We start from the raw sequence: 26,025 nt of genomic DNA, 5'->3' as shown, positions 1-26,025 counted from the left end.
GAAGGAGGGAGATTGTACCGGCCGGCGGCAGCGACCGGCATTTTCCGCGAAAGCGGAGAGAGAGGAGAGTCGGAATGCAGGCGTCGGCGACGATGCATCGCCTGAGAGGCAAGCGATGCAAAACAGCCAGTGCAATTCGCCGGGGCTTGCGCCCGGCTGCGCCTATTGCTTCAGCGTCTTGCTGAAGAAGCCGACCACGTCGGCATTGAACTGCTCGTGAAACGCGCCGCGGTCGAAGCCTTCCGGGCTCCTGCATATCTGCGGCGCGACCGCGGCCAGTTTCTCGGTGCAGGGCGCGAGGAATTCGTAGTGTTCCGCTTTCGGCACGACGTGGTACTCGGGCTTTACCGGCAAGCCATTCCATACCGCTTCCGCATACCAGGGATGGGGCAGCACGGTGTCGCTTTCCGCGCGCCACAACTGGACAGGTATCCGCACGTCGCGCAATCCCTCTTCGGTAAAGGTGAAGCCAAGGGCCGGGGCGGCGACGACGGCGGACCGGATGCGCTTGTCGCCGAGGTCCCTGGCGGAAACCGCCGCGGCCTGGGCTTGCGGCGGCGGCCCATTCTGCTTCGACAGCAGCATGCAAGCGAAATCGCCTGGATGCTTCGCGCAATGCGGCGCGATCAGGCTGAGATCGGGCTTGCCGCCTGCATCGACCAGTGCGGTGAAGCCGCCGGCCGAAAAACCGAAGATGCCGACCCGCTTCGCATCGATGCGGTCGTGGCCGGGCCATTCGGCCAGCATGTAGTCGACCGTGCGCATCATGTGCCTGGGCCGGTCCAGGACGGAGACGGACTTGCTCTGGTCCGCATAGTTGTCGCCGGGATGCGTGACGGCCGCGACCACGAAGCCGGCGCGCGCCAATGCCAGCGCGGTATCCAGGTGGCTGAAGCCGGATCCGCCGGTGCCATGGGAAACGATGACCAGCGGCAGCGATGCGCCGTCGATTGCGCCGCCAGCCGCCACCTCCTGAGAGGCCAGGCCCATGCTCGTCGCCGCGGTGGGCGCGGCGCTTGGGTACCAGATCGCAAGCTGCATTGGCGTGTCGCCGACGCCCTTGATAGTCACGACCTGGAAGCCGGCCGCCTGGACGCGCACCAGCGACGAAGCGAGTAACAGCATGACGAGCAATAGTAGACGTTGCATGGTGGTCGGCCTGTTGGTTGGGGTGACCGAAGTATCCGCCCGGCCTGGCATGTTCATTGAACGCCTTGCGACGGAACGAAGGTATCGTGCCGTGAACGGTAGGCTTTTGTCGCTGAATCGCATTGGCGAACCGCAGCACCGGGAAGAAAAAGCTCCCGCTCCATGCCGGGCGGAAAGGGATGCCGTCTCTCCCGCCTTGTTCGAGCGCCGCCGCTGCCGTGGGCGCCGCGCCGCCCGGGAACTGGCGCCGATTATTGCCGGACGATGCGATACACGCTGCCCTCGGCCGTCAGCAGGTAAAGCTCGCGCAGGCTGTCTTCGCCAAAAGACAGGATCGTTCCCGCGCCCGTTATCCGGAAATCCACCTGGCCGGTAGCTGCGCCATTCTGGTAGCGGAATCCCTTGAGCCAGCCTGCGCACAGGTCCGAGTAAAGATAGGTGCCGCGCAGTTCCGGGATCGCGGCGCCGCGGTAAGTGAAGCCGCCAATGATCGAGCATGCATTGCCGCTGGCCGCGTCGTGCGCATAGTCGAGGGCCGGAAGCACACTGCCCTGGCTCGTGCAGGGGCCGCCGGCAGTGCAGACGCTGCCTTCCATCCGGTTCCAGCCATAGTTCGCGCCGGCCTGGTCGACGCCGACCACGTTCACTTCTTCCCGCGCCGACTGCCCGACATCGGCGACGTACAACAGCTTGTCGGTCGCATCGAAGGCATACCGCCAGGGATTGCGCAGGCCGTATGCCCAGATTTCGGCGCGTCTGCCGCCGTGGTTGACGAAGGGATTCGATGCGGGGATCGAATACGGCTGGCTCGCGGTCGAGCGCGAGACGTCGATGCGCAGCAGCTTGCCCAGCAGAACACCGAGGTTCTGCGCATTCCCGCCCGGGTCGAATGCGCCGCCGCCATCGCCGGTGCCGATGTAGAGGAAACCGTCCGGGCCGAAGCTGACCAGGCCGCCGTTATGATTCGAAAATGCAGGATGCGGTATCGAGATGATGCGCAGTCGCGACGAAGGGTCGGCCACATCCGGGTCCGTGGCCGAAACACGGTAGCGTTCGATCGCGATGTCACCGTTCAGGTCGGTGAAATACAGGTAGAAGAAGCCGTTCGCCTGGTACTGCGGATCGAAGGCCATCGACAGCAGGCCGCGTTCGCCGTCGGTGGTGGTGCTTCTTCGAATATCGAGAAATGGCGTGGGCAGGAGCGCCCCGTCGCGCAAGACCCGGATGCTGCCGCCCCGCTCGACGACGAACAGGCGCGGGTCGTCTTTCGGCGCGATCAGCAACAAGGGGCTCGACAGGCCGGTGGCAACGCGCTGCAGGCCCAGAACCGGCACGGTAGTGGCAGCAGGGGCAGCAGGGGAAGCAGGGGCCGGCTGCGCCGCTTCCTGGCTGGCGCCGCTGGTATCGGCAGCGCCCGTACCGCCTCCGCCCGACCCGCCGCCGCATCCGGCGAGGACAAGCAGGGAAAGCGCCAACTGCAGCTTCAGCACGTGCAACGCGGTCGTGGTCATCGCAGGCCCCCGTTCAATACGCTGCCGCCGGGACGCGGCAGCTGCATTATTGTAATCATTTCATCAACGAACGGGAGCGTGGCGTCCGCTATCAAACGTCGATCTCGTTCATGGACTCCTCCTGGGTTGGGCTTTACACTTGGTTGAAACTGTAAGAATCCCCACAGCTTTACACATTGTGTAAAGTGTAAGCTGGCAGGCCGTCGCGCCTGCATCCATAAAATAGCCGGGATGGACCCGAAAGAAACAACGATCGTCGACGCCGCATTCGAACTGTTTTATCGCCATGGCTACCGCAAGGTCAGCATGAGCGACATCGCCGAAGCGTGCCGGATGTCCCGGCCGACGCTGTAAGCATCGTTTGCTAACAAGGAGGCCATCTTTTCCGCGCTGGTGCGTCGGCAATGCGAACGCAATGAATCGGCGACCGCGCAACACCTGCCGGGCGCAGCTGGCCTTTTTGCAAAGCTGGCCTGCCTGTTCGACATCTGGGTCGTGGAGCCGGTGGCGTCGGTCGTCGACTCGCCGAACGGCATCGACATGATGGCGAATTGCGGCAGCTACGCGCCGGACGCGCTGGACGAGATTTATGCGCACCTCGAGACGCACCTCGAAGCGGTGCTGGCGCCAGCCATGCAGGACGCGAGCGCCATGAGCGCCGGAGAAATCGCCTACATCCTGCGCGTGGCGACGACCGGCGTGAAAGCTTCCGCCGGCAATCTGCCTGCGTTGCGGAAGGTCGTCGACGGCATGATCAAGATGGCGGTTGCGACGGTGGAGGCGGGCAGGCCCGCCTGACTGCCCGCGATGCTTCGGCTGCGGATGGAACATCAGCGGGTTGCTGATCCTGCCAGGGGGTAGCCGGGAGAATGCAGGTCAGGCCTAGGCGGCGTGCCGGTTCACGGGTACGACCCGCCTACATCCAGTGAGCCTGGCGTTGATGTCCTGCATCGGACAACGAAAGCCGTTTTCGGCAAACCTTTTAATTCCGCCAATCTATTTCATGAATTGCAACCAGAAATTACGGACTGCTCAAGCTGTTGCCAATATGGCAGCTTAATTCGATAAAAAACCCCGTTGCGAAATATTAAAGAATGCTGCGGCTATCGTGCATCTGAAACTTGAATTCATCCGCTTTCAGCCAGCACGTCTGTTCCAAAGGAATTTTTATACTATTGGTTAATTAATTAACCACAAAACAGTGTTCTATGGAAATGAACTTCGATCACTTTGATTCAGTCAACCGGCCGCTTTCCACGTTTTTTCTTCATTAATATTTTATTTAGTGGCCAATTTTACAATGCGTAAATTTACTCCAGCATCTTCCTCCACGAAGGTTTTTATTATAATGGCAACTGCGATCATCGGCATCGCAGGTAGTGCCGATGTTGCGGCTCAGACCTCTACAATGCAAACCCGTGCGCGGCCTGCGCTGCCAATTCCCGTTCCAATGGTGGGAGTGACGACTGACAGCATTTCGAATGTATCGGCGATAGTCGCAAGCTTGAACAGCATTAATGCGGTTCCCACCACGCGCATCGTTTTTGATGAAAATATTCCAGCAGCGGATTATCGCGACGCCACAGTCAAGATACGCAACGTGAGCTATGTCATGGGGGAAATCCTCGATTCGTTTTATGTCAAAACCTATTCGGTACAGGATTACTTAAACCGTACGAGCGAATATCTGTCGGAATTGGGCGATGTTGTCGATATTTGGGAGGTAGGGAATGAAATTAATGGGGAATGGCTGGGAAATAACCAGGACGTGGTAGCGAAAATGACCGGCGCATACGACCTGGTAAAAGCTCAGGGCAAGACCGCCGAATTGACGCTCTACTACAACCAGGACTGCTGGTCGCGTCCGCAAAATGAAATGTTTACGTGGGCAAATCAGAACGTTCCACCTCGGATGAAACAAGGGCTGGACTACGTTCTTATAAGTTATTACGAAGACGATTGCAATGGGCTGCAACCAGACTGGCCACAAGTCTTCAAAAAACTTTCAGTAATGTTCCCTAATTCGAAAATTGGTTTTGGAGAAGTAGGAACACGGAAAAAAGGCAAGAAAGCTGAATATATTAACCGCTACTACAGCACCCGGATTAACGTTCCAAATTACGTTGGCGGATATTTCTGGTGGTATTTCAAGCAGGACATGGTGCCTAATACCAAAACCTTGCTGCAGACGCTGAATTCAGCGATCGTCAAGCCCTGATCAGGCGATTGCGGAACGTGCCGGCCGGGCCGCGGCGCCCAGCCACGCCGTTCCAGCCGTCGCGCAAGATCCGGGCAGGCCTGCCATGCTATGCGAAGAAATGGAATCATTCCGTTGGCCGCGTTTTCGATCAGGCGGTTTCGCCATGCTTCCCATACAGCGCGGCAAACGCGGCGGCGTCGAGCGGCCTGCTGAAAAAATAGCCCTGGATCTCGTCGCAGCCGCGGCTGCGCAGGTAGTCGAACTGGCTGGCCGTCTCGACACCTTCGGCGACGACCTTCAGTTTCAGGTTGTGCGCCAGGTCGATGATGGACAGGACGATCATCCGGCTGTCGTCATCCTTTTCAATGTCGCGGACGAATGACTGGTCCACCTTCAGCACGCTGATCGGAAACCGCTTCAGGTAGGCGAGGCTGGAAAATCCGGTCCCGAAATCGTCGATCGACAGGAGCACGCCCAGGTCGCGCAATGCGGTCATCACGCCGATCGCATTGCCGACATCCTCCATCACCATGCTCTCGGTAAGCTCGATTTCCAGGCCGTCGGCCGGCAGCCCGGTCTCGCGCAGTATCGACGAGACGGTCTCGACAAAATCCGGCCTGGCGAACTGCCGCGCCGAGACGTTCACCGCGATGCGCAGCGGGCCGATGCCGGCCTGCCGCCAGGCCATGTTCTGGAGGCAGGCGGTGCGCATCACCCAGGCGCCGAGGGGGACGATCAGGCCGGTTTCCTCGGCAAGCGAGATGAAGCTGAGCGGCGGCACCATGCCCTTTTGCGGATGGCGCCAGCGAACCAGCGCTTCGGCGCTGGCGATGCGGCCGGTGTGCAGATCGACCTTGGGCTGGTACTGGAGCACGAACTCCTCGCGCTCCAGCGCCAGCCGGATGTCGGCCTCCATCTGCAGCCGCGCCTGCCCTTCCGCGTTGAGCTGCGCGTCGTAGAACTGGAAATTGTTGCGTCCGAGCTGCTTGGCGCGGTACACCGCGATGTCGGCGCGCTCGATGATCGTGTGCCCATCCTCGACATCCGACGGATGCTGCGCGATGCCGATGCTGCAGGTCATCTGCAGCACCTGCGAGCCGATGTGGAAGGGCAAGGCCAGCGCGGCCAGCAGCGCCTGCGCGCTGCTGTCGATCGTCATGCTTGCGCCATCGTCGGGCACGAGCAGCAGGAATTCGTCGCCGCCGAGGCGGGCCGCGACGCCGTCCGGGACGGCGTGCCGGAGGCGGACCGCGATATCCTTCAGGAGTTCGTCGCCTGCCTTGTGTCCCATCGTGTCGTTGACCATCTTGAAGCGGTCGATGTCGACAAAGAAGATCGCCCACCTTGCATCGGACGCGGCGGCGGCCTCGATCTTTTCCTCGAATCCGCGCCTGTTGAGCAGCCCGGTCAGGCTGTCGAAGCGGGCTTGGTACAGCAGCCGCTGCTCGCGCTGGTTCAGCTTGATGACGATGGCGATCCGGTTAGCCAGCTCGCCAAGTTCCTCTTCGACATGCCGGCCCGCCACTTCCGACGCCGGCCATTCGACCAGCAGGATGCCGAATTGCCGCCCCTGCCACATCAGTCCGGAGCGCCAGCCGTGCGTGCCCGCTTCCCTGGGCGGCAGGAACAGCGGACGCGCATCGCGACTGTCGATGGCGTCGCCGTCAGGGACGTCGCCCTGGAGGATGGCGATGTCGGATGGGGAAAGCTCGATGCGCCTTTCCTCGATGCGCCGGTGCTGCGGCGCCTGCATGTACAGGTAGCCGACGCTGTTGCTGTCTTCCGAGCAGTGCGCAATCAGCAGCCTTGCCCCGGGCGTTATCGCCCGCATCGCGTCGCCCACCATGGCGAATACCTTGTGCAGCGATAGCTGCCGCAGCATCTCGTCGTCGATGGCGGTGAGCGTCTGCAGCGCGGTCAGCTGTCCCTTGATCCGGGTCGACATCGTATTGACCGCCGTCGCGAGTTCGCCGAATTCGTCCTGCGAGCGCACGTCGACGGCGCTGAAGTCGCCGGCCGCGATCCGGCGCGCGCCGGCGATGAGCCGTTCCAGCGGCACCATCGTGCGGCGGATCTGCATCAGGCTGAGCAGGGTGATCAGCAGCACGCTCGATGCGGCGACGGCGATGAAGACGTCGAGGAAGGCGGACAGGTCCGCTGCCCTGGCCAAGAACCGGCGGCTTGCGACGAAGGTCCATTCGCCGTTGCCGAACTCGGGCTTCAGGAAAAGCCGCCACGAACCGCCGGCGTCGCCGCGATCCTCCGGGGGCGCCGACGCCTCGTCGGGATAGCCGCAATGCAGCCGCATCCCGTCCGACGCATAGACGCAGATATTGAAAGCGGCGCTGATGTCATCCTGGTTTCCCCACAAGTACAGCGGCTGGAGCCCGACCAGGAAAGGCAGGCGACCGGCGGACGGTTTCAGGATGGCCAGGGAAACGGACGGCGCTGCGCCGGGTGTCGCGGGCGGCCGCACCAGCAGCTGTGGCGGTGCGATGGACTTGCGGCCGCTGGCCGGCGCCAGCTGGGGGATTGCGGCATTCCCGGCATTGACGCCAGGCGCAGCCGTGGTTTTAACGCTGGTCGCCTGTGTGAACATCATGCCTGGCGCAACTGGGCCGGGCGGCGGTCCGTCGGTAGCCTCGCCGGCGCCTTCCGCGATGGAACGGGCAAGCAGCAGGCGACCGAACACGGCAAGCGCATAACTTCGGCTGGCCTCGACGAGTTCCTTCTGCTGCTGCTGCAGGATCGAGCGATGTACGGCGCGATAGGTCAGCGTGCCGAGTATCAGGGCCGGCACCAGCGCGGCTACCAGGAACAGACCGACGATGCGCAGCGATACGCGGCTGTGCAGCAGTTTCCATTCGACGCGCATGTTCTAGAACTTCGACGCCAGGTCCACGAAACGGCCGTCGTTCGCGCGCAGCACGTCGTCGAGGCTGTCTTTCTGTGAAATGGGCTTCTTCGTCAGGCCATCCTTGCCGATGCTGTAGAGGTCGAAGTCCGAATTCAGGGGATTGAGGCTGCGGTCGCGACGCGCCATCCCGTTGCCGTTTCCAGTCGTCAGGTCGACATACACATAGGCCCGGCCCCAGGGGTCGAGCGAAATCGCGCCGATGTCGCCGATGGCGGATGGATAACGCATCCACTCCGTGTAGTACTGCTCGATGCGCACTGAAAGCGCGACGATGTCGCCCTTGGCCTGGGCGACGCGCGCGCGCTCCATGTATCCCGCATAACTCGAAATCGCGACGGAACTGAGAATTGCGACTACCGCCACGGCAATCATCAGTTCGACGAGCGTAAACCCCGAATGACGGATTGTCCGGATGGCCCGCGCCGGGAAAGCGGAGCCGTGAGGATTGCGACACATGGCAAAACCTGACTCGTGGAAAAGGTCATTATGCGTCGCCGCCGGAAATAATGCCAAGTAGAAATATTGTTTCTTGCGGATGTGTTATTGCCGCCACAAATTTTTCCAGGCTCGCGCGCGGCTTCATCCCGCGACGCCCATCGATCCACTATTGACGGATTCGTAGTCAGCCTGTTTTTCCTGTGCAGATGGCCAGGAATACATCTCAAGAAAGCCCCCCACCTGCCGTAGTACATCCACCGCGGCAGTATTCACGGGAATCATTTGCGTCCTTGCAGCGTCCCCACAACCATCAGATTCAGGACCCCCATGAATAAAACTTCCGCTTCCGGGCTCACCATCAAGGCGCGCATCGGCCTCGGCTTTGCGGCGATTCTGCTGGTGATGCTCGCGGTAACCGGCATCGGCACCGGCCGCGTGGTCGCCATTGCGGACAGCCTCGCCGCGATAGGCGACGTCAATAGCGTCAAGCAGCGTTACGCGATCAACTTCCGCGGCAGCGTCCACGACCGGGCCATCAGCCTGCGCGACGTGACCCTGGTGGCCGACGGGGAATTGAAGCCGGTGCTCGCGGGGATCGAGAAACTGTCGTCGGATTATGAAAAGTCCGCGGTGCTGCTCGACAAGATGATGAATGAACGCGCCGACAGCGGCGCGGAAGAAAAGAAGATCCTGGCCGGCATCAAGGAAACGGAAGGCCGCACGCTGCCGATGATCAGGAAGGTGATCGAACTGCGCCAGGGCGGCAACATCGACCAGGCCAGGGAAATGATGCTCAAAGACGCGCGGCCGGCATTCGTCGAGTGGCTGGGCAGGATCAACCAGTTCATCGACCTGCAGGAGAAAGTCAACCAGGCCGAGTCCACTGCCGCCAGGGAACTGGCCAGCGGCTTCGCCGTGCTGATGCTGGCCATGTGCGCCGGAGCGCTCGCCGTCGGCGTGGCGGTGGCCTTCATCGTCAGCCGCGGCATATCCAGGGCGCTGGGCGGCGAGCCCAGCGAGGCCAGCGCGATTGCCCGGAGCATTGCCGCCGGCGACCTCGCGGTCAACATCGCGACTGCCGACGGCGACCGTTCCAGCGTGCTGTTCGCGATGAAGGAAATGCGCGACAGCCTGGTCGGCATCGTTGCCGACGTGCGCGGCAGCACGTCCACGATTGCCATCGCGTCGGAGCATATCGCGGCCGGCAACAAGGACCTGTCGGCGCGCACCGAGGCGCAGGCATCGTCGCTGGAGCAGACGGCGTCGTCGATGGAGGAACTGACGGCCACGGTCCAGCAGAATGCGGACAATGCCCGCCAGGCCAACCAGATGGCCGTGTCGGCGTCGGACGTTGCGGTCAAGGGCGGGGAGGTGGTGTCCCAGGTGGTCGATACGATGGATTCCATCAACGACTCGTCCAAAAAGATCGTCGACATCATCAGCGTCATCGACGGCATCGCCTTCCAGACCAATATCCTGGCGCTGAACGCGGCGGTGGAAGCCGCCCGCGCCGGCGAACAGGGCCGCGGTTTTGCGGTGGTGGCGACCGAGGTGCGCAGCCTCGCGCAGCGTTCCGCGGCGGCGGCGCGTGAAATCAAGGCGCTGATCGGCGACTCGGTGGACAAGGTTGCGGCCGGCAGCAAGCTGGTGTCCGAAGCCGGCATGACCATGACCGAGATCGTGACCAGCGTGAAGCGGGTCACGGACATCATGGCTGACATCATGTCCGCCAGCCAGGAGCAGAGCACGGGCATCGGCCAGGTCAACCAGGCGGTCAGCGCGATGGACCAGGCGACGCAGCAGAATGCGGCGCTGGTCGAGCAGGCCGCCACCGCGTCGGGTTCGCTGCAGGAACAGGCGGTCCGGCTTGCGGGCCTGGTGTCGGTGTTCAAGCTGGGCGACGGTTACCGGCACCTTCAGGCGCAAGTCCCGGCCCTGGCCCCGGCGCAGCCGGCAGCCAGGCCGATGGCCAAACTTGCAGCCCGGCCTGTCGCATCGTCCATCGCCTCCCGGCAAGCGGCGCCGTCAACCCGGCAGATCGCCGCCGCGCCTGCAAGCCAGGGTGACTGGGAGGAGTTCTGAACGACGGCCGGCCATTGGACAGCGCCGCGCATCCCGATGCGTCGCGCTGCGACGAAACCGCCCGTTGCAGCCTTGCTGCCTGCTTCGTGATCGATTCATTAATTTTCCTGCTTATTCATGGATTTAATCCCGTCCCGGATGCCGGTTTCACGCAGCGCCCGGGGTCGGCGGCGCTTACCGGCGGTTTAAGGTTGGGTTAAACTGCGGCGCAGACACAGAATTATTTTGAATCGGAATCAGCGGTAATTTATTGTCAATATGAAGCCTGTCAGTAACCCGATGGTGGCGGTAGCGGATCTCAGCAATTGCGACCAGGAGCCGATACATATCCCCGGCTCGATACAACCCCACGGCGCCCTGCTGGCTTTCACCGCTGACGGCATCCTCGCCGTGCGCAGCCGGAACGCGGGCGCGCTGCTCGGGGCGCTTCCCGAGATCGGCGAGGCGCTCGACGCCCGGCACCTGAATGCGGCATTGAGGGAAGAGATCGGCAGCGCGCTGGACTGCTTCGAGGACGTGCTGGGAGCGATGACGGACTCGCTCGACGGGCACCTGGTCGATGTGATCATGCACCAGTCCGACGGACTGCTGGTGGTCGAATTCGAGTTTCGCCCCGACGGGCAGACCAGCCTGGAAGTGTTCGCGCTGCAGGCGCAGAAGGCGATCGTCTTCATCCAGCGCCAGCGCGATATCCACCAGGTGCTGACGGTAGCGGTCGAGAAGATTGCCGCGCTCACCGGTTTCGACCGGGTCATGGCCTACCGCTTCCTGCATGACGAAAGCGGCGAGGTCGTCGCCGAGCATCGACGCGCCGGGCTGGCGCCCTTCCTCGGGCAGCGTTATCCGGCATCGGACATCCCGCAGCAGGCGCGTCGGCTGTACGTGCTCAATCCCATCAGGCTGATCGTCGACGCCGGCTATGCGCCGGTCGCGCTCGAGCCGGCGGCCCTGACGGCGCCGGGCATCGCGCAGTGGCGTACGCTCGACCTGAGTCATAGCGCGCTGCGCAGCGTTTCGCCGATCCATATCGAGTACCTGCAGAACATGGGCGTGGCGGCCTCGATGAGCATATCGATCGTCGTCGACGGCAAGCTGTGGGGCCTGTTCGCCTGCCATCACATGACGCCTTACCTGGTGCCGCATGCGGTACGCATGGCCTGCCAGGTGCTGGCCCAGAGCGTGAGCATGATCGTCGACCGCCACCTGGCGTCGGACCGCACCGTAAGCCTGACCCAGGCGGCCAGCGCCCGCAACGCCATCATCGGCCTGTTTGAAAACCATGACAGCCTGGTGTCCGCGGTGGCGGCCAATCCGACGCCGTTCTTCACGCTGATCAAGTGCGACTGCGTCGCCGCGTCCTTCGAGGCGGAAGCGCATGCGCAGCAGGCCTGCATCAGCCGCCAGGCCATCGCCGAACTGGTGAAATGGCTGGGAAAAAGCGCGGCGCCCGATGTCTTTCATTCCGATCACCTGCGCCGCGACGTGCCGCAGGCGGTGGCCGACCTGTTCGGGCCGGTATCGGGCGTGCTGGCGATCCGCTACAACCGCGAGCAGAACGGCTACCTGTTCTGGCTGCGCAACGAGCAGGTGCAGAACGTCCGCTGGGGCGGCCCGCCGGACAAGAACGTGACGGTCGGCCCGCTCGGCCGGCGCCTGACGCCGCGCGGCTCGTTCGAGGAATGGAAGCAGACCGTGCGCGGACAGAGCGTGCCGTGGGAAGCTACCGACCTGGAGATCGCCTCATCGCTGCGGGTGGACCTGCAGGACATCTCGCTGTCCAAGTCTCATGCGGCCAGCAAGACCCGCGAGATGTTCATGGCCACGCTGGGGCACGACCTGCGCGACCCGCTGCAGGCTATCAAGATGGCGTCGGAAATGCTCAGCATCAGCGACGGCAGCAACCGGTTCTCGCACCGCATCACGTCGTCGAGCAACCGGATGCAGCGTCTGATCGACCAGCTGTCCGACCTGTCGACCATACAGCATCACCAGACGCTGCCGATGCACGGCCGCAGCGTCGAACTCAATGCGCTGCTGGAGGAACTGGCGGACGAGCTGAAGGCCGCGCACCCGGGCGCCGACATCCAGACCTGCTTCGACCCGGTGGGCGTGGTGTGGCTCGACCCGGACCGGCTGAGCCAGGTCGTGGCCAACCTGGTCGGCAACGCCTGCAAGCACGGGATGGTCGGGTCGCCGGTGCAGATATCGGCCAGGAAGACCGGCGACATCGTGGCCTTCCAGGTGCGCAACCAGGCCGAGCACCTGTCGCAGGACCTGCTGAAGGGCCTGTTCGACCCGTTCAAGGCGAGCTCGCTGAACAAGGGCCGCAATCCGAAAGGGCAGGGGCTGGGACTGTATATCAGTTCGGAGATCATCAAGGCGCACGGCGGGCGGATCGAGGTGCGCATGGATGACGGCTGGATCGAGGTCGAGGCGTGGCTGCCCGCGACGCCGCGGACGGCCTGACGGTCCGGCGCGCCGTCGCCTGACCTGCCGGCCGCCATGACGGATCGGCGCCGCGATCACATCGGCGACTACATCGGCGATTAGGCCAGCGCTTCTTCCAGCGCCGCCTCGCAGACCACCTGGTTCCTGCCGCGTTCCTTGGCCCGGTAGAGCGCCGCGTCCGCGCGCTGCATCAGGTCGTGGAAGCTGTCGGACATGCGCAGCTCGGCCACGCCCATGCTCAGCGTGTAGTCGCGCGCGCCGGCGGCGTGGCCTTGCGGCTGCACGGACGCCCGGTCTTCCGCCAGTCCGATGCGCAGGCGTTCGGCCGCTGCCGCGGCGCCTTCGAGGCTGGTGTCGGGCATCAGCACCGCGAATTCCTCGCCGCCGATGCGGCCGAAGTAGTCGATGCTGCGCATTCGCCGTTCGACCGCGAGCACCATGTCCTTCAGCACCTCGTCGCCCTCGGCATGGCCGTAGGTGTCGTTGATGCGTTTGAAGTGGTCGACGTCGATGGTCAGCAGCGTCAGGCCCCGGCCCACGCGCCGGGCGCGCTCGATCTCGCGCGCGGCCGCTTCCCAGAACGCGCGGCGCGACAGCGCGCCGGTCAGGAAGTCGCGGTTGGCCGCATATTCATACTTGGCGATCATCTTGCTGTGGACGATCATCAGCGGCCCCAGCGTCAGCACCGGCATCACGAAGGTGCTGGCCGACAGCGCGGTCAGGCTCCAGGCCGATGGCTCCAGCAGCGAGGCCGGCGCGGACGGCAGCACGGCCTGGGCGACGCCCCGGGCCGCATGGCCGAAGGCGACGACGAAGGCCATCGTGCCGGAGAACAGGTAGGCGTAGCGCGACGTCCACGCGGCCCGCGCCCGGAATACGGTCAGGCCGATCGCGATGCAGCAGGTCGCGTAGAAGGCCGAGACGATCAGGGTGCGCAGCATGAAGGACGGGTAAACATAATGGTAGACCGTGACGCCGGCCAGCGCGCAGAGCACGCTCGCGGAGGTCAGTCCGAGGCGGAGCGGATAACCAAAGAAATGACGATAGCCGACCAGGACGGCGGCGACCGAGCCGAGGCAGGCGCCGTTCGCGAGTTCATAGCTGAGGACGGGCGGCAGCTGGCGCCCAAAGGCGTACAGCGTGAAGGCGATCATGCTCAGCCCGTTTGCGACGCACCATGCCTTCACGCCCGGCGCGCCGGTCCTGCATAACGACAGCAGCACCAGCAGCAGGATGAAGCAAAGCACGGCGCCGGACAGCATGATGAATAAAGTGCTGAGCATCGTTCTCTCGTACTGCAACGTCATAAAAGTTGCGTACAGGATACTACACAATCCGTCAATCCTCGATAATGATGCCGGTTAGACATGTTGTCGGATTGCACCGCCTTTCCGTGCCTGCCTGCGGGTCAGGTCCCGGGCGTGCAGCCCATGCAATCGTCCGGCATCGCCATCACGGGCCGCAGCCGTTTTTCCAGGTCGCGCAGCGCGGTCCGCAGCCCTTCCTCGACGGTCGGATGGTAGAACGGGCTGGCGAGCATCTGCAGCACGGTCTGGTGCTGCTGCAGCGCCCAGGCCAGCAAGTGGCCGATGTGTTCCGCCGCCGGGCCGATCATCTCGGCGCCGAGGAAGCGCCCGGTGCCGGCTTCGCCGTAGACCGCGAGCCGGCCGCGGTTCTGCGCCATGACCCGGCTGCGGCCCTGGTCCTCGAAATCGACGAAGCCGGTTTCGAAGCGCACGCCCTGGTCGGTCAGCGCGGCATGGCCGACGCCGACCATGGCGATCTGCGGGTCGGTGAACATGATGCCCAGCGGCGCCCGGCGCGGGTGCGGCTGCACCTGCGGATAGCGGCCCGCATTGTCGCCAGCCAGGTAGCCCTCGTCGGCCGCCTCATGCAGCAGCGGCGTGTCGGTGCCGGCGTCGCCCGCCATGAAGACGTGGCTCTCGCCGATGCGGCCGGTCTGGCGGTCAACCCGCGGCACGCCCACTTCGTCCAGGCCCAGCCCGGCATTCTGCAGGTCGAGGTCGTGCAGGTTGGCGCGGCGTCCGGCCGCGACCAGCATGAAGTCGACATGCTCGGAATACTGGATGCCGTTCTCGGTGTAGTCGACACGCACGCCGTTGTCTTCCCGCTTCGCCTGCACCTGCGTCGTGTCCGGGGAAAAGCCGAGTTCGCCGGTGAAGACGGCGTGCGCCGCTTCCATCACCGCCGGATCGGTCAGCGGGCCGATGCGGCCGTTGCGCCCCAGCAGCCGCACCTGCACGCCCAGCCGGGACAAGGCCTGCGAGAGTTCGAGGCCGATCACGCCGGCCCCGGTCACGGCGACCGAGCGCGGCAGGTCCTGCCAGGAAAACACGTCGTCGTTGACGATCAGCCGGTCGCCGAGACGTTCGCGCCAGCCGGGCGGCAGCACCGGGCTGGAGCCGGTGGCGATGACGACGCGCGCCGCCTCCACCTCGGTATGGTCGCCCACCTGCAGCCGGTGCGGCGCGACGAACCGGGCGCGGCCGTGCAGCTTGTGCCGGGCCGGCCAGCTTTCCACCGCGTCCACCACGAAGCGGACGAAGCGGTCGCGCTCGTCGCGCACCCTGCGCATGACCGCCTTGCCGTCGACCGCGTAGCCGTCCACCCGGATGCCGAACAGGCCCGCCCCGGCCACCGCATGCGCCGCGTCGGCCGCCGCGATCAGCAGCTTGCTGGGCATGCAGCCGACCCGCGCGCAGGTGGTGCCGTAGTCGCCGGACTCGATCACCACGACCTTGTCGGTATGCGCAAGCGCTGCGCGGTAGGCTGTCATGCCGGCGCTGCCGGCGCCGATGATTGCAACATCGACGGCGAGACGTTTCATTGCGTTTCCTTTCCCTGTTCAAACCTGTGTAGCGGTTTTGCCTGCGCGCCGCCGCGGTAGGGCAGGCGGCCGCCTTTGGCGTCAAGCCGTCCACCCAGTACATCGTGCGCTACCCGACCACACTATATATCGTCAGCCGCCTTGATCGGGCACAGACCGACCTTGGACGCCGCGCCTATGGTGTGTTGACGACAGGGAGGCAAGGGGCGGGTTTCGGGTGCAAGGAGAAAATCATGACGACGCAGGAGAACAAGCAGCTGGCGATCAACGGCTACCAGATGTTCCTGAAGGGCGACATCCAGGGCGTGCTGGACATGTGTTCGGACGACATTGAATGGACCAGCGCCGACCTGCCCAGCATTCCGTTTGCGGGCGCATTCCACGGCAAGGCCGGCGTGTCGGACTTTTTCCAGAAGCTGGCGGCAACGGTCGAGTTCCTCGACTACCAGCCCCAGTCCTTCATTGCCGACGAGGACAAGGTCGCGGTGGCGGGCGTTTCCACGGTCCGGGTGCGCGCCACCGGGGCGACCTATGACGATATCTGGGTGCATATTTTCACCATGAAAAATGGAAAAACGGTGCGCTTCGAGCAATTCCACAACACGGCTGCCGCCGTCGCCGCCTTCAGCGCCATGGCCGCATCGACGGCTGCACAGCCGCAGCAATCTGCCCGCCACTGAATGCGTTGCCGGCCTTCCGGCGCCGGTTCGCAAGGGCAACGTTTGAAAAAAAGCAAGCTTGTGCGGTTGCCGCTCAGGCTGGCTGCCGCTATGCTGGCCCATTTCCCCGGCACATTACTCAGGAAGGACGACCATGGAAGCAGGCAAGCTGGCATCGCTGCTCGATTACCCTTACCCATCCCAGCGCATGCCGCTGCTCGCGGCGAACGTGGTCAGCACCTCGCAGCCGCTGGCGTCGTCCGCCGGGCTGCAGATGTTCGCCCGCGGCGGCAACGCGGTGGATGCGGCGCTGGCCACCGCGATCACGCTGGCCGTGGTGGAGCCGTGCATGAACGGCATCGGCGGCGACGCCTTCGCGATCCTGTGGGACGGGAAAAAGCTGCACGGCCTGAATGCGTCCGGCCGGGCGCCGGCCGCATGGACGCCGGACCATTTCGCCGGCCGCAGCGGCATGCCGCTGCGCGGCTGGGACTCGGTGACCGTGCCGGGCACGGTCTCGGCCTGGCGCGCGCTGTCCGACAAGTTCGGCCGGCTGCCTTTCGGCGACCTGTTCGAGCCGGCGCTGCGTTATGCGCGCGACGGCTACCTGGTGTCGCCGACCGTGCACCGGCAATGGCAGGCGCAGGTGGAAGACCTGCTGCCGTACCCGGGATACCGGGAGGCATTCGCGCCGCAGGGACGCGCGCCGCTGCCTGGCGAACGTTTCATCTGCCCCGGCCAGGCGCGCACGCTGGAACGCATCGCCGCCAGCAAGGGCGACGACTTCTACCACGGTGAATTGGCCGCCAGCATCGCGGCCCATGCGCGCAACACCGGCGGCGCGATGACCGAGGCCGACCTGGCCGCCCATCGCGCCGACTGGGTCGACCCGATCAGCGTCCGATACCGCGACCTCGAGCTGTTCGAGATCGGGCCGAGCGGGCAGGGCATCGGCGCGCTGATGGCGCTCGGCATGCTCGACCATTTCGATCTGCGCGCGCGCGGCCTCGACACCGCCGCCACCGTCCACCTGCAGGTCGAGGCGATGAAACTGGCGTTCGCCGACATGCAGGAATACGTGGCCGACCCCGACGCGATGCAGGCGGTGCAGGCGACGCACCTGCTGGACGCGGATTACCTGCGCCGCCGCGCCAGGCTGATCGACCCGGAGCGCGCCGCCGTCGCCCGGCCCGGCTCGCCGCACACCGGCGGCACGGTCTACCTGACCGCCGCCGACGAGAGCGGCATGATGGTCTCCTTCATCCAGTCCAACTTCAAGGGCTTCGGCTCGGGCGTGGTGGTGCCGGACACCGGCATCGCGCTGCATAACCGCGGCTGGGGCTTCTCGCTCGCGCCCGGCCATGCGAACCAGGTCGGGCCGGGCAAGCGGCCGTTCCACACCATCATCCCCGGCTTCCTGATGCGCGACGGCGCGCCGCTGGCGAGCTTCGGCGTGATGGGCGGCTCGATGCAGGCGCAGGGGCACCTGCAGATGACGGCCCGCATCGCCGACCACGGCCAGAATCCGCAGGCCGCCAGCGACGCGCCGCGCTGGCGCGTGATGGACGACAACGCGACCATCGCGGTCGAATGGAATTTCCCGGCCGAGGCCATCGCGGGCCTGAAGTCGCGCGGCCACCAGGTACAAATCGCGCCGCGCTTCGACACCGAGTTCGGCTGCGCGCAGATGGCCATGCGCATAGACGGCGGCTACATCGCCGCGTCGGACCACCGGAAGGACGGGTATCCGGTCGGCATGTAGACGGTTTTTGGCGGGCCGGGCGATTGTGTCCGGGACTTTTACGGAGGAATTCCTATACTGGTCCTACGAAGTCCCTTCGTGAAGGAGACCATCATGAGACATCGCCTGTATTACCTGCTGCCGGACGTGGCCGCCGCCCGCGCCGCCATGGACGAACTGCTGCTGGCGCGCATCGAGGCGCGGCACATCCGGTTCATGACCGCCGGGCCGTCGCTGCCGCCCGACCTGCCCGAAGCCAGCCTGCTGCAGAGGACGGACGTGGTGCGCGGCGCCGAAATGGGCATGGCCGCCGGCGCGGCGCTCGGGCTGCTGGCCGGCATCGGCCTGCTGTACTACTTCGACCTCGACCGGGCCGGCGTCAAGGCCGCCGTGGTCGTCATCGCGGCGCTGCTGGGCATGCTGTTCGGCGCATGGGCGTCGAGCATGCAGGGCGCGTCGCTGCCCAACTCGCGGCTCGCGGCCTTTGCGCCCGAGCTCGAGGCCGGCAATATCCTGCTGATCGCCGACGTGCCCGCCGGCAGCATCGAAAAGGTGGAAACGATAATGGCCGAGCGCCATCCGGAGATGCGGTTCAAGGGAGAGGAGTCGCACATACCGACCTTCCCGTAGCGGCCCTGACGCCGCGCGCCCCGCGACCGACCGATCGCCGCCGGTGCGACCGGGCTATTGATCCATGTCAGGCATGCCCGGCGTGCGCGTCCTAGACTTGCGGGATGGTTGGAGCAAGCAAGCCGATTCGAGGATGCCATGGCAACGATAGTGCGTATCGATGACAAGGTCGTCACCACCGACGACTTTGTCAGGACGCTGAAGCTGGGCGGCCAGTTCGACGGACTGCTGGAGCAGCTCGTCAGGGACCGGGTGGCCGTCCTGGCGGCGCGGCAGCAGGGCGTGGTCGTGCAGGCCGAGGAAATCCAGGAGCGGGCGGACCAGTTCCGCCGCGTCAGGGGCCTGCACCGGGCCGCCGACATGAACAGCTATCTCGACGCCATCGGCGTGAGCCTGGATGAATTCGAGGAATTCATCACCGACACGCTGTACCAGGAGAAGGTGCTGGAGACGGTCTGCGACGCGCGCCGCGTCGACGACTACTTCAAGCTCAACTCGCCGCGCTTCGACGCCATCGAGATCAGCCATATCGTGGTCGACAGCGAAGGCAAGGCGCGCGAGCTGATGGCCTACCTGTCCGACGACCCCGACAGCTTCGCCGAGATGGCCGCCGAGCACTCGATGGCCGAGACGCGCGCTACCGGCGGCGTCATCGGCCGCGTGCTGCGCGGTTCGCTGCGCAGCGACGTCGAGGCCAAGGTGTTCAATGCGGCCCCGGGCGACCTGCTGGGCCCGTTCCAGTCGGCCGAGCGCGGCTGCTTCGAGATCTTCGCGGTCAACCGCAGGCATCCGGCGACGCTGGACGAGGACACCGCCGCCGAGATCCGCCGCCTGCTGCGCGAGGACTGGCTGCTGGCGCGGGCGCAGGAACACATTATCGAGGCGCGCTAGCGCTGCAAGCGGCGCGTGGCGGGGGAGGCCGACCGCAATGAACACACCATGAGCACACCGTCCGCCGGGCAGTCATTGGCCGGCTTCCTGGCGACGGTGGAAATCCTGTCGCCGCTGTCGCCGGACGAAATGGAGCGCCTTGCCGCCGACGCGCAGTCGCGTTTCTATGCGTTCGGCGACACGGTCTGCAGCGCCGGCGAGCCGGCGGCGGGGCTGTTCATCGTCAAGTCCGGCTCGGTGCGGGTCTTCACCGAGGAAAACGGCAAGGAAATCAGCATGGGCGTCAGGAAGCCCGGCGAGGTCTTTGCCGAGATCGCGATGCTGCGCGAGCACCTGCACGAGTCGTCGGTGCGGGCGTCGGGCAAGACCGAACTGCTGGTGCTGCCGCGCGAGGCGATCGCGCCTGTCGTGGCCGGCAACATGGCCGCGCGCGACTTCGTCACCAGCTATGTCGCCATCAGCTCCGCCGGCGGCTTCGTCACGAAGCTGTTCGACCTGCGCGGCAAGGTCAGCAAGCCGGAGCTGGAGGAACTGGTGCGCAGCGTCGGCGTCAAGCGCATCGGCGCCGGGCGCGAAATCCTGAAGCAGGACAGCCGCGAGGACCGGCGGCTCTACGTGATACGGCGCGGCGAGGTCAGGCTGGCGCGCACCGAGGCTGGGGCCGAGTACCCGCTGGCCACCCTGGGCCAGGGCGAGCTGTTCGGCGAGAAGGCCTGCATGCTGCGCCAGGAGCAGATGGCCTCGGTCACCGCCGTCACCGACGTCACGCTGCTCGTTATCCCCGAAAAGACCGTGCACCAGGTGCTGGAGCGCAATCCCAAGCTGCGCGAGGTGCTGGAAGACCGCATCCGTTTCGTCGAGCGCGAACTCGACCGGCAGAAGCGGCTGGCTGAACGCCGCAAGCGCCCGGTGGTGCTGGACCTGCAGTCGCGCGCCGACGGCTACGAGAAGCTGATCCGGCGTTTCGCGCTGGTCGAGCAGGCCGAGGAAATGGATTGCGGCGCGGCCTGCCTGGCCATGCTGTGCCGGCACTACGGCATCTCGATCACGCTCGGCAAGCTGCGCGAGCTGGCCAACGTGACGACCCAGGGCGCGACCCTGGAAAGCCTGGCGAAGGTCGGCGAGACGCTGGGCTTCTCCACGCGCGGCATGCAATGCACGTACGACTCGCTGCTGGGCTTCGAGCTGCCCTTCATCGTGCACTGGGAGGGCTATCACTACGTCGTGGTCTACGGCATCAGCGCCGACCGGGTCTGGGTGGCCGACCCCGCGCTGGGCTTCCGCAAGATGAGCGTGAAGGAGTTCGAGCGCGGCTGGAGCGGCACCTGCCTGGTGTTCACGCCCGGCCAGGAGCAGGCCGAGCTGGGCGCGGCCCGCTCGCCGTGGATACGTTTCGTCGGCTACCTGAAGCCGTACAAGAAACTGCTGCTGCACCTGTTCATCGCCACCTTCGTGATCCAGATGCTGGGCGTGGTGCCGCCGCTGATCATCCAGAACATCCTGGACGGCGTGATCGTGCACCAGAACCTGAGCCTGCTGCACCTGCTGATCCTGGGCCTGATCATCTCCAGTGTCTTCACCCAGGTGATGACGACCATACGCGCCTACCTTGCCAACTTCATGGTGCGCAACATGGACTTCACGATGATGTCGCAGTTCTTCAAGCACACGATGTCGCTGCCGTTCTCCTTCTTCGCCAAGCGCAAGACCGGCGACATCCTCGCGCGCTTCCAGGAGAACCAGACCATACGCGCGTTCCTGACCGAGTCCACGGTCACCACGCTGCTGAACCTGCTGATGGTGTTCATCTACTTCACCATCATGTTCATGTACAACGTCAAGCTGACGCTGCTGCTGATGGCCTTCGTCGTGCCCATCGTCGGGCTGACCGTGGTCGCCACCCCGCGCATCAAGGCCTATGCCCGCGACGTGTTCACCGCGTCGACCGACGCCCAGGCTTTCCTGATGGAAGCGCTGGGCGGCGTGGAGACCATCAAGGGCATGGGCATGGAGCGGCCGGTGCGGCTGAAGTGGGAAAAGAAATACGTGAAGGCGCTGGAGACCCAGTACCGCGCGCAGACCTTCCATATCTGGGTGGGCCTGGCCAGCCAGCTGCTCAATGCCGCGGTCACCATCGCCATCCTGTGGGTCGGGGCCAACCTGGTGCTGAGCCGCGAGCTGACCATCGGGCAGCTGATCGCGTTCAATGCGCTGATGGGCAGCGTGCTGGGGCCGCTGATGGGGCTGGTGGGCCTGTGGAACCTGCTCAACGACGCCGGCGTCGCGATGGAACGGCTGGGCGACGTGCTCGACATCGAGCCCGAGCAGAAGCCCGGCGACGTCGCTTCGCGCGTGGTGCTGCCGGACCTGCAGGGCGAGGTGCGGCTGGAGAATGTCTATTTCCGCTATGGCGGCAACGAGACCGCCTACGTGCTGGAAAACATCAGCCTCGACATCCGCCCCGGCGAGCTGGTCGCCATCGTCGGCCGCAGCGGTTCGGGCAAGACCACGCTGGCCAAGCTGCTGGTCGGCTTCTATCCGCCGACCGAGGGCAAGATCATGGTCGACGGCTACGAGATGAGCGTGATCGACAAGGATTACTACCGGGCGCAGGTCGGCTATGTCATGCAGAGCAACCTGCTGTTCTCCGGCACCATCGCCGCCAACATCGCCAGCGGCGACGAGAGCATGGACCGCCGCCGCATCGAGGAGGTGGCAAAGATGGCCGACGCGCATGCGTTCATCGCCAAGCTGCCGCTGGGCTACGAGCAGGTGGTGGGCGAGCGCGGCATGGGCCTGTCCGGCGGCCAGGTGCAGCGGCTGTGCATCGCCCGCGCGCTGTACCACGACCCGCGGCTGCTGGTGTTCGACGAAGCCACGTCCGCGCTCGACACGCAGTCGGAGAGCAACATCATCGGCAACATGAACGAGATCCTGAAGGGACGCACCGCGGTCATCATCGCGCACCGGCTCAGCACCATCATGCGGGCCGACAAGATCCTCGTGCTGTACGAAGGCGCCGTGGTCGAGCAGGGCCGGCATGACGAGCTGGTCGAGCGTCGCGGCATGTACTACCAGCTGGTGCAAAAACAGTTGAGCGCCCAATGACCCTACTGAACCAGGACCTGGCCGAACCGTCCAGCCTTTCCACCGTGTCCACCGCGGGCCTGCTGGAAAAGATCGAGATCCTGCGCTCGGCGCTGCGCTGGGCCAGCCGGCTCGAACGGGCCGACATCGAGAAGCTGCTGCGCCAGGCCAATGCGCTGCGCGACGAGGTGATGCAGCTGTCGACCAAGGAGCGCTTCGTGGCGGCAGCGGCCGGCGCCGGCGCCGCGGCGCGGCCGCTGCCGGCCGGCGAGCGCCGCCGCGCGCTGCTGGCGCGCAGCTTCGTGTTCGAGGGCACCTTCGGCGACAATCCCGACCTGCTCGATGCGCTGGAAGTCGCGGAGAAGGCGGCGCCGACCGACCTGCCGGTGCTGATCGACGGCGAGAGCGGCACCGGCAAGGAGCTGATGGCCAAGGTGATCCATGCCAACGGCTCGCGCGCCGACCGGCCGTATATCTCGGTCAACTGCGGCGCGATCCCGGAGAACCTGCTGGAGTCCGAACTGTTCGGCCACAGGAAGGGCGCATTCACCGGCGCGGCCAACGACCGCAAGGGCAAGTTCGAGAGCGCGCACCGCGGCACCATCTTCCTCGACGAGATCGGCGAGCTGCCGCTGCCGGGCCAGGTGAAGCTGCTGCGGGTGCTGCAGTCGCACGAGATCCAGCGCGTGGGCTCGGACGAGACCATCTCGGTCGACACCCGCATCGTCGCCGCGACCAACAAGAACCTGCGGCAGCTGATCGTCGACGGCACGTTCCGCGAGGACCTGTTCTACCGGCTCAGCGTGATCCATGTCACGCTGCCGCCGCTGCGCGCCCGCAAGGACGAGATACCGCTGCTGTTCGCCTACTTCGGCGCGGAAGCCGCGGAAAGCCTGAAGCGCCAGCCGCTGCGGATGACGCCGCGGCTGCGCGACTTCCTGCTGGCCTACGAATATCCGGGCAACATCCGCGAACTGCGCAACCTGATCTACCGCCTGTCCTGCCTCGCCGGCGACACCGCCGACCTGGCGCACCTGCCGGCAGACATCCGGCCGCGCTCCGCGCCGGTACAGGCCCAGCCCGACCAGCCGCCGGTGGCGATGTCGGCCGGCGCGCTCGGCGAGGCCAGGCGCGCGGCCAGCGACGAGGCCGAGCGGCTGTTCCTGGAAAGGGGATTGCGCGAGGTGGGCGGCACGGTGGCCGAACTGGCGCGGCGCTGCGAGATGAACCGGCCGCACCTGCAGATGCTGCTGAAGAAGCACGGCATCCGCTCCCGCGACTTCCGGCCGACCGGCAACGGCGCGGCCTAGCCCCGGTCCAGCGCCGGGTTGATGGCCGTCATCTCGTCATGCGCGGGGTCGACCGCCATGACCACGACCACCGTGATATTGTCGCGCCCGCCATGCGCCAGCGCTTCCTCCACCAGCCGCTGCGCGGCCAGCCGGCAGTCATGCGGCGCCAGGAGCGCTGCGATCTGCGGCGCATCGACTTCATTGCTCAGGCCGTCGCTGCACAGTACGAACATGTCGCCGTCCTGGACCTCGGTGTCGGTCTCCTCGAGTTCGAGCAGGTCGGCCACGCCGATCGCGCGGGTGATCAGGTTGTGGCCGGGATGGCGGCTCGCCTCGTCCGGCGTCAGCAGCCCGCGGGACACCAGGTCCTCGACATGGCTGTGGTCGCGGGTGAGCTGCTGCAGCATGCCGTCGCGGTAGCGGTAGATGCGGCTGTCGCCGGCCCAGATGCAGGTGCAGCGGCCGTCGGCGGCCATCAGCACGACCGCGGTGCTGCCGATGAGCTGGACGTCGCGCATCGCCGCTTCCTTCATCAGCCGCTGGTTGACCTCGCTCAGGCAGAGGCGGATGTCGCTGGCGGTGACGTCGGGCAGGCGGGCCAGCGCGTCGACCACCATCCGGCTTGCGACATCGCCCAGCGTGTGTCCGCCCATGCCGTCGGCCACTGCCCACAGGCCGCGTTCAGGCTGGTCGAGCAGGGAGTCTTCATTGATCCTGCGTATCCTGCCGACATGCGAGCAGGATGCGGACTGCCAACGGAATGGGCAAGCTTGCGCCATCTGAGCCTCCGGAAAGCACGCTGGGTTGCGATGCGAAGGACCAGTATAAGGGCGCGAATTTGCGGCCGGCGCAAGGCTACCCGACCAATGTTTGACCCCGGCTCAAGTTTGCGCGCGGCGCTTACTGTTTCTGCGTGATGCCGACGGTGGTGGGCATCACGTTGATGTTGGCAGCGGCGCCGGTGTTGTTCACGCCGACCTGCAGGAACTGGTTGGTCATCTGCTCGGCCATAAAGATCGTGTTGTTCTGCACAAAATTTACTGCCGCCGAACTGGCGCGGCCTGCCAGCGGATTGAATGCCGCGATCCATCCATACACCCAGCGGGCGCCATCGCCGCCGCGGATGGTGGACATCGCCTGGCTGCCCAGGACGCGGCTCGTTTCAAGGTCGCTGATGCGTAATGTGCTCATGTCGGTCTCCGTCGTGGTCGGTGGGCGCTGCCGGGAGCGGTGTCGCCGCTCCCGGCCCGTCGCCTGCTTACAGAATGGCGCCTTGCAGGCCGCCGAAGTTTTGCAGCATGGTGTTATGCGTATAGGACGTCGCGTCGACCTGGGTCACCGGCGCGATCACCGCCGACGGGCTGGCGAAGCCGCCGCTCTTGGCGTAGTTCACGTTGTGGACGTTGTAGTTGCTGCCGCCGCGGACAGTCGACATTTCTTCGGCGCCGAGTTGCTTGGTGACGGCCAGGTCCTTGATCATCAGTGCTTTCATGGTAGTTCTCCTAAGTTGAGTGGTTTGGTTGGTTGGCGAGCTTTCGTTGGGCTCGCAGTACCTATCGCATCAACCGTGCCAGCGCGCCGGGGCGGGGAAAACGGGGGAAAACATGTTGGAAGGACATCAAAAACCGGGGTTTTGGTGCCAGGCTGACCACATACGGGCGCGGCGGGCGTATGGCGCGGGCGAACATCTTTTGGACAACTGTCTGGTCTCGACAACCGACCCGAGCCGCACACGCTTCCTCTTCCGTCGGCCTGGTTGCATCTGTACGAATACGGATCGGGAGACGTTCCGGAGATGCCCGAAGCACAGACTGATTTTCGGCCGATACAGGCCGTCTGCTCGCCAACAACCATCACGCAAAAAAAATCCACCCGAAGGTGGATGTGTCGGCAACCTGCCGCTTTATTTCCTGCTGGCTGGCACGGGGGTGCGCGGCTTGAAGCCTGGCGGGTAGTCGACGATGCGTCTGTCTTTGAACACCTCGGCGATGGCCTGCCACGGCTGGCTGCCGCCGCGTGCGCCGCCGACGATGGCGCGCATGGCCTCGCGGTCCAGTTCGGTGCTGTCGCTCAGGTCTTTAATGTGTATGGTCGCCATGGTTGCTACCTCCATCAATGTGGGTCGGTCGCCG

General features: G+C 65.1%; 21 protein-coding genes and 1 pseudogene. 11 read left to right on the top strand and 11 right to left on the bottom strand.

Annotated features, from left to right (window positions below):
* Positions 1–162: 162 nt before the first annotated feature.
* Positions 163–1,149, bottom strand: coding sequence for an alpha/beta hydrolase family protein (locus QOL82_RS12645; RefSeq protein WP_283442633.1), 987 nt, complete (start codon positions 1,147–1,149; stop codon positions 163–165).
* A 251-nt stretch (positions 1,150–1,400) separates the two neighbouring features.
* The gene (locus QOL82_RS12640; protein ID WP_283442632.1) at positions 1,401–2,660 is read right to left on the bottom strand and encodes a PQQ-dependent sugar dehydrogenase; all 1,260 of its coding nucleotides are present in this window, start codon (positions 2,658–2,660) and stop codon (positions 1,401–1,403) included.
* Positions 2,661–2,891: 231 nt separating this feature from the next.
* Between QOL82_RS12640 and QOL82_RS12635 the strand changes: the two genes are divergently transcribed.
* The 3 genes from QOL82_RS12635 to QOL82_RS12625 all read left to right on the top strand — a co-directional run bounded on the left by QOL82_RS12635 (position 2,892) and on the right by QOL82_RS12625 (position 4,878).
* The gene (locus QOL82_RS12635; protein ID WP_283442631.1) at positions 2,892–3,014 is read left to right on the top strand and encodes a helix-turn-helix domain-containing protein; all 123 of its coding nucleotides are present in this window, start codon (positions 2,892–2,894) and stop codon (positions 3,012–3,014) included.
* Positions 3,015–3,053: 39 nt separating this feature from the next.
* Positions 3,054–3,458, top strand: a complete 405-nt coding sequence (locus QOL82_RS12630) for a hypothetical protein (protein WP_283442630.1) — start codon at positions 3,054–3,056, stop codon at positions 3,456–3,458.
* Positions 3,459–4,008: 550 nt separating this feature from the next.
* Positions 4,009–4,878 (top strand): hypothetical protein, encoded by an 870-nt coding sequence (locus QOL82_RS12625; protein WP_283442629.1) that lies wholly within the window; start codon positions 4,009–4,011, stop codon positions 4,876–4,878.
* Between the two features lie 130 nt (positions 4,879–5,008).
* Here the strand turns inward: QOL82_RS12625 and QOL82_RS12620 are convergent, their stop codons facing one another.
* From QOL82_RS12620 to QOL82_RS29255, 3 genes and pseudogenes are all read right to left on the bottom strand, one after another.
* Complete coding sequence (locus QOL82_RS12620; RefSeq protein WP_283442628.1) at positions 5,009–7,735, bottom strand: putative bifunctional diguanylate cyclase/phosphodiesterase; 2,727 nt, start codon at positions 7,733–7,735, stop codon at positions 5,009–5,011.
* 3 nt (positions 7,736–7,738) lie between these two features.
* Positions 7,739–8,086, bottom strand: a complete 348-nt coding sequence (locus QOL82_RS12615) for a hypothetical protein (protein ID WP_283442627.1) — start codon at positions 8,084–8,086, stop codon at positions 7,739–7,741.
* Positions 8,087–8,110: 24 nt separating this feature from the next.
* Positions 8,111–8,233, bottom strand: a pseudogene (locus tag QOL82_RS29255) (type IV pilin protein); the annotation flags it as partial.
* A gap of 309 nt (positions 8,234–8,542) precedes the next feature.
* On the opposite strand from QOL82_RS29255, the gene QOL82_RS12610 reads away from it, so the two are divergent.
* Both QOL82_RS12610 and QOL82_RS12605 read left to right on the top strand, forming a co-directional pair.
* Complete coding sequence (locus QOL82_RS12610) at positions 8,543–10,297, top strand: methyl-accepting chemotaxis protein (protein WP_283442626.1); 1,755 nt, start codon at positions 8,543–8,545, stop codon at positions 10,295–10,297.
* A 258-nt stretch (positions 10,298–10,555) separates the two neighbouring features.
* Positions 10,556–12,763: an ATP-binding protein gene (locus tag QOL82_RS12605; protein ID WP_283442625.1), complete on the top strand. Its 2,208-nt coding sequence runs from the start codon at positions 10,556–10,558 to the stop codon at positions 12,761–12,763.
* Between the two features lie 80 nt (positions 12,764–12,843).
* Here QOL82_RS12605 and QOL82_RS12600 read toward each other — a convergent pair whose 3' ends face one another.
* The gene (locus tag QOL82_RS12600; protein WP_283442624.1) at positions 12,844–14,028 is read right to left on the bottom strand and encodes a GGDEF domain-containing protein; all 1,185 of its coding nucleotides are present in this window, start codon (positions 14,026–14,028) and stop codon (positions 12,844–12,846) included.
* Between the two features lie 125 nt (positions 14,029–14,153).
* Entirely contained in the window at positions 14,154–15,593 is a 1,440-nt protein-coding gene (locus QOL82_RS12595; RefSeq protein WP_283442623.1) for a dihydrolipoyl dehydrogenase, read from the bottom strand.
* 233 nt (positions 15,594–15,826) lie between these two features.
* Here QOL82_RS12595 and QOL82_RS12590 point away from each other — a divergent pair, with 233 nt between their 5' ends.
* From QOL82_RS12590 to QOL82_RS12565, 6 genes are all read left to right on the top strand, one after another.
* Positions 15,827–16,273 (top strand): nuclear transport factor 2 family protein, encoded by a 447-nt coding sequence (locus QOL82_RS12590; protein WP_283442622.1) that lies wholly within the window; start codon positions 15,827–15,829, stop codon positions 16,271–16,273.
* A gap of 133 nt (positions 16,274–16,406) precedes the next feature.
* Positions 16,407–18,014 carry a gamma-glutamyltransferase gene (gene ggt, locus QOL82_RS12585; RefSeq protein WP_283442621.1) on the top strand — a complete coding sequence of 536 codons (1,608 nt, stop codon included), beginning with the start codon at positions 16,407–16,409 and terminating at the stop codon, positions 18,012–18,014.
* A 93-nt stretch (positions 18,015–18,107) separates the two neighbouring features.
* A complete protein-coding gene (locus QOL82_RS12580; protein WP_283442620.1) occupies positions 18,108–18,623 on the top strand; it encodes a DUF1269 domain-containing protein in 516 nt (171 codons plus the stop codon).
* A gap of 138 nt (positions 18,624–18,761) precedes the next feature.
* A complete protein-coding gene (locus QOL82_RS12575) occupies positions 18,762–19,514 on the top strand; it encodes a peptidylprolyl isomerase (RefSeq protein ID WP_283442619.1) in 753 nt (250 codons plus the stop codon).
* Between the two features lie 48 nt (positions 19,515–19,562).
* Entirely contained in the window at positions 19,563–22,622 is a 3,060-nt protein-coding gene (locus QOL82_RS12570) for a peptidase domain-containing ABC transporter (protein WP_283442618.1), read from the top strand.
* Complete coding sequence (locus QOL82_RS12565) at positions 22,619–23,911, top strand: sigma-54 interaction domain-containing protein (RefSeq protein WP_283442617.1); 1,293 nt, start codon at positions 22,619–22,621, stop codon at positions 23,909–23,911. The genes QOL82_RS12570 and QOL82_RS12565 overlap by 4 nt, the downstream gene beginning before the upstream one ends.
* Here QOL82_RS12565 and QOL82_RS12560 read toward each other — a convergent pair.
* The 4 genes from QOL82_RS12560 to QOL82_RS12545 form a co-directional block, all read right to left on the bottom strand.
* The gene (locus QOL82_RS12560) at positions 23,908–24,672 is read right to left on the bottom strand and encodes a PP2C family protein-serine/threonine phosphatase (protein ID WP_283442616.1); all 765 of its coding nucleotides are present in this window, start codon (positions 24,670–24,672) and stop codon (positions 23,908–23,910) included. The two genes, QOL82_RS12565 and QOL82_RS12560, sit on opposite strands and share 4 nt — an antisense overlap.
* Positions 24,673–24,793: 121 nt before the next feature.
* Positions 24,794–25,084 carry a hypothetical protein gene (locus tag QOL82_RS12555; protein WP_283442615.1) on the bottom strand — a complete coding sequence of 97 codons (291 nt, stop codon included), beginning with the start codon at positions 25,082–25,084 and terminating at the stop codon, positions 24,794–24,796.
* 67 nt (positions 25,085–25,151) lie between these two features.
* A complete protein-coding gene (locus tag QOL82_RS12550; RefSeq protein ID WP_283442614.1) occupies positions 25,152–25,385 on the bottom strand; it encodes a hypothetical protein in 234 nt (77 codons plus the stop codon).
* Positions 25,386–25,796: 411 nt separating this feature from the next.
* Complete coding sequence (locus QOL82_RS12545) at positions 25,797–25,991, bottom strand: hypothetical protein (protein ID WP_283442613.1); 195 nt, start codon at positions 25,989–25,991, stop codon at positions 25,797–25,799.
* Positions 25,992–26,025 lie beyond the last annotated feature (34 nt).

Source organism: Noviherbaspirillum suwonense, from assembly GCF_900182955.1.
Classification (GTDB): Bacteria; Pseudomonadota; Gammaproteobacteria; order Burkholderiales; family Burkholderiaceae_D; genus Noviherbaspirillum_A; species Noviherbaspirillum_A suwonense.
The sequence above is the reverse complement of the archived record's forward strand: the minus strand, read 5'-3'. Positions and strand labels throughout refer to the sequence as shown.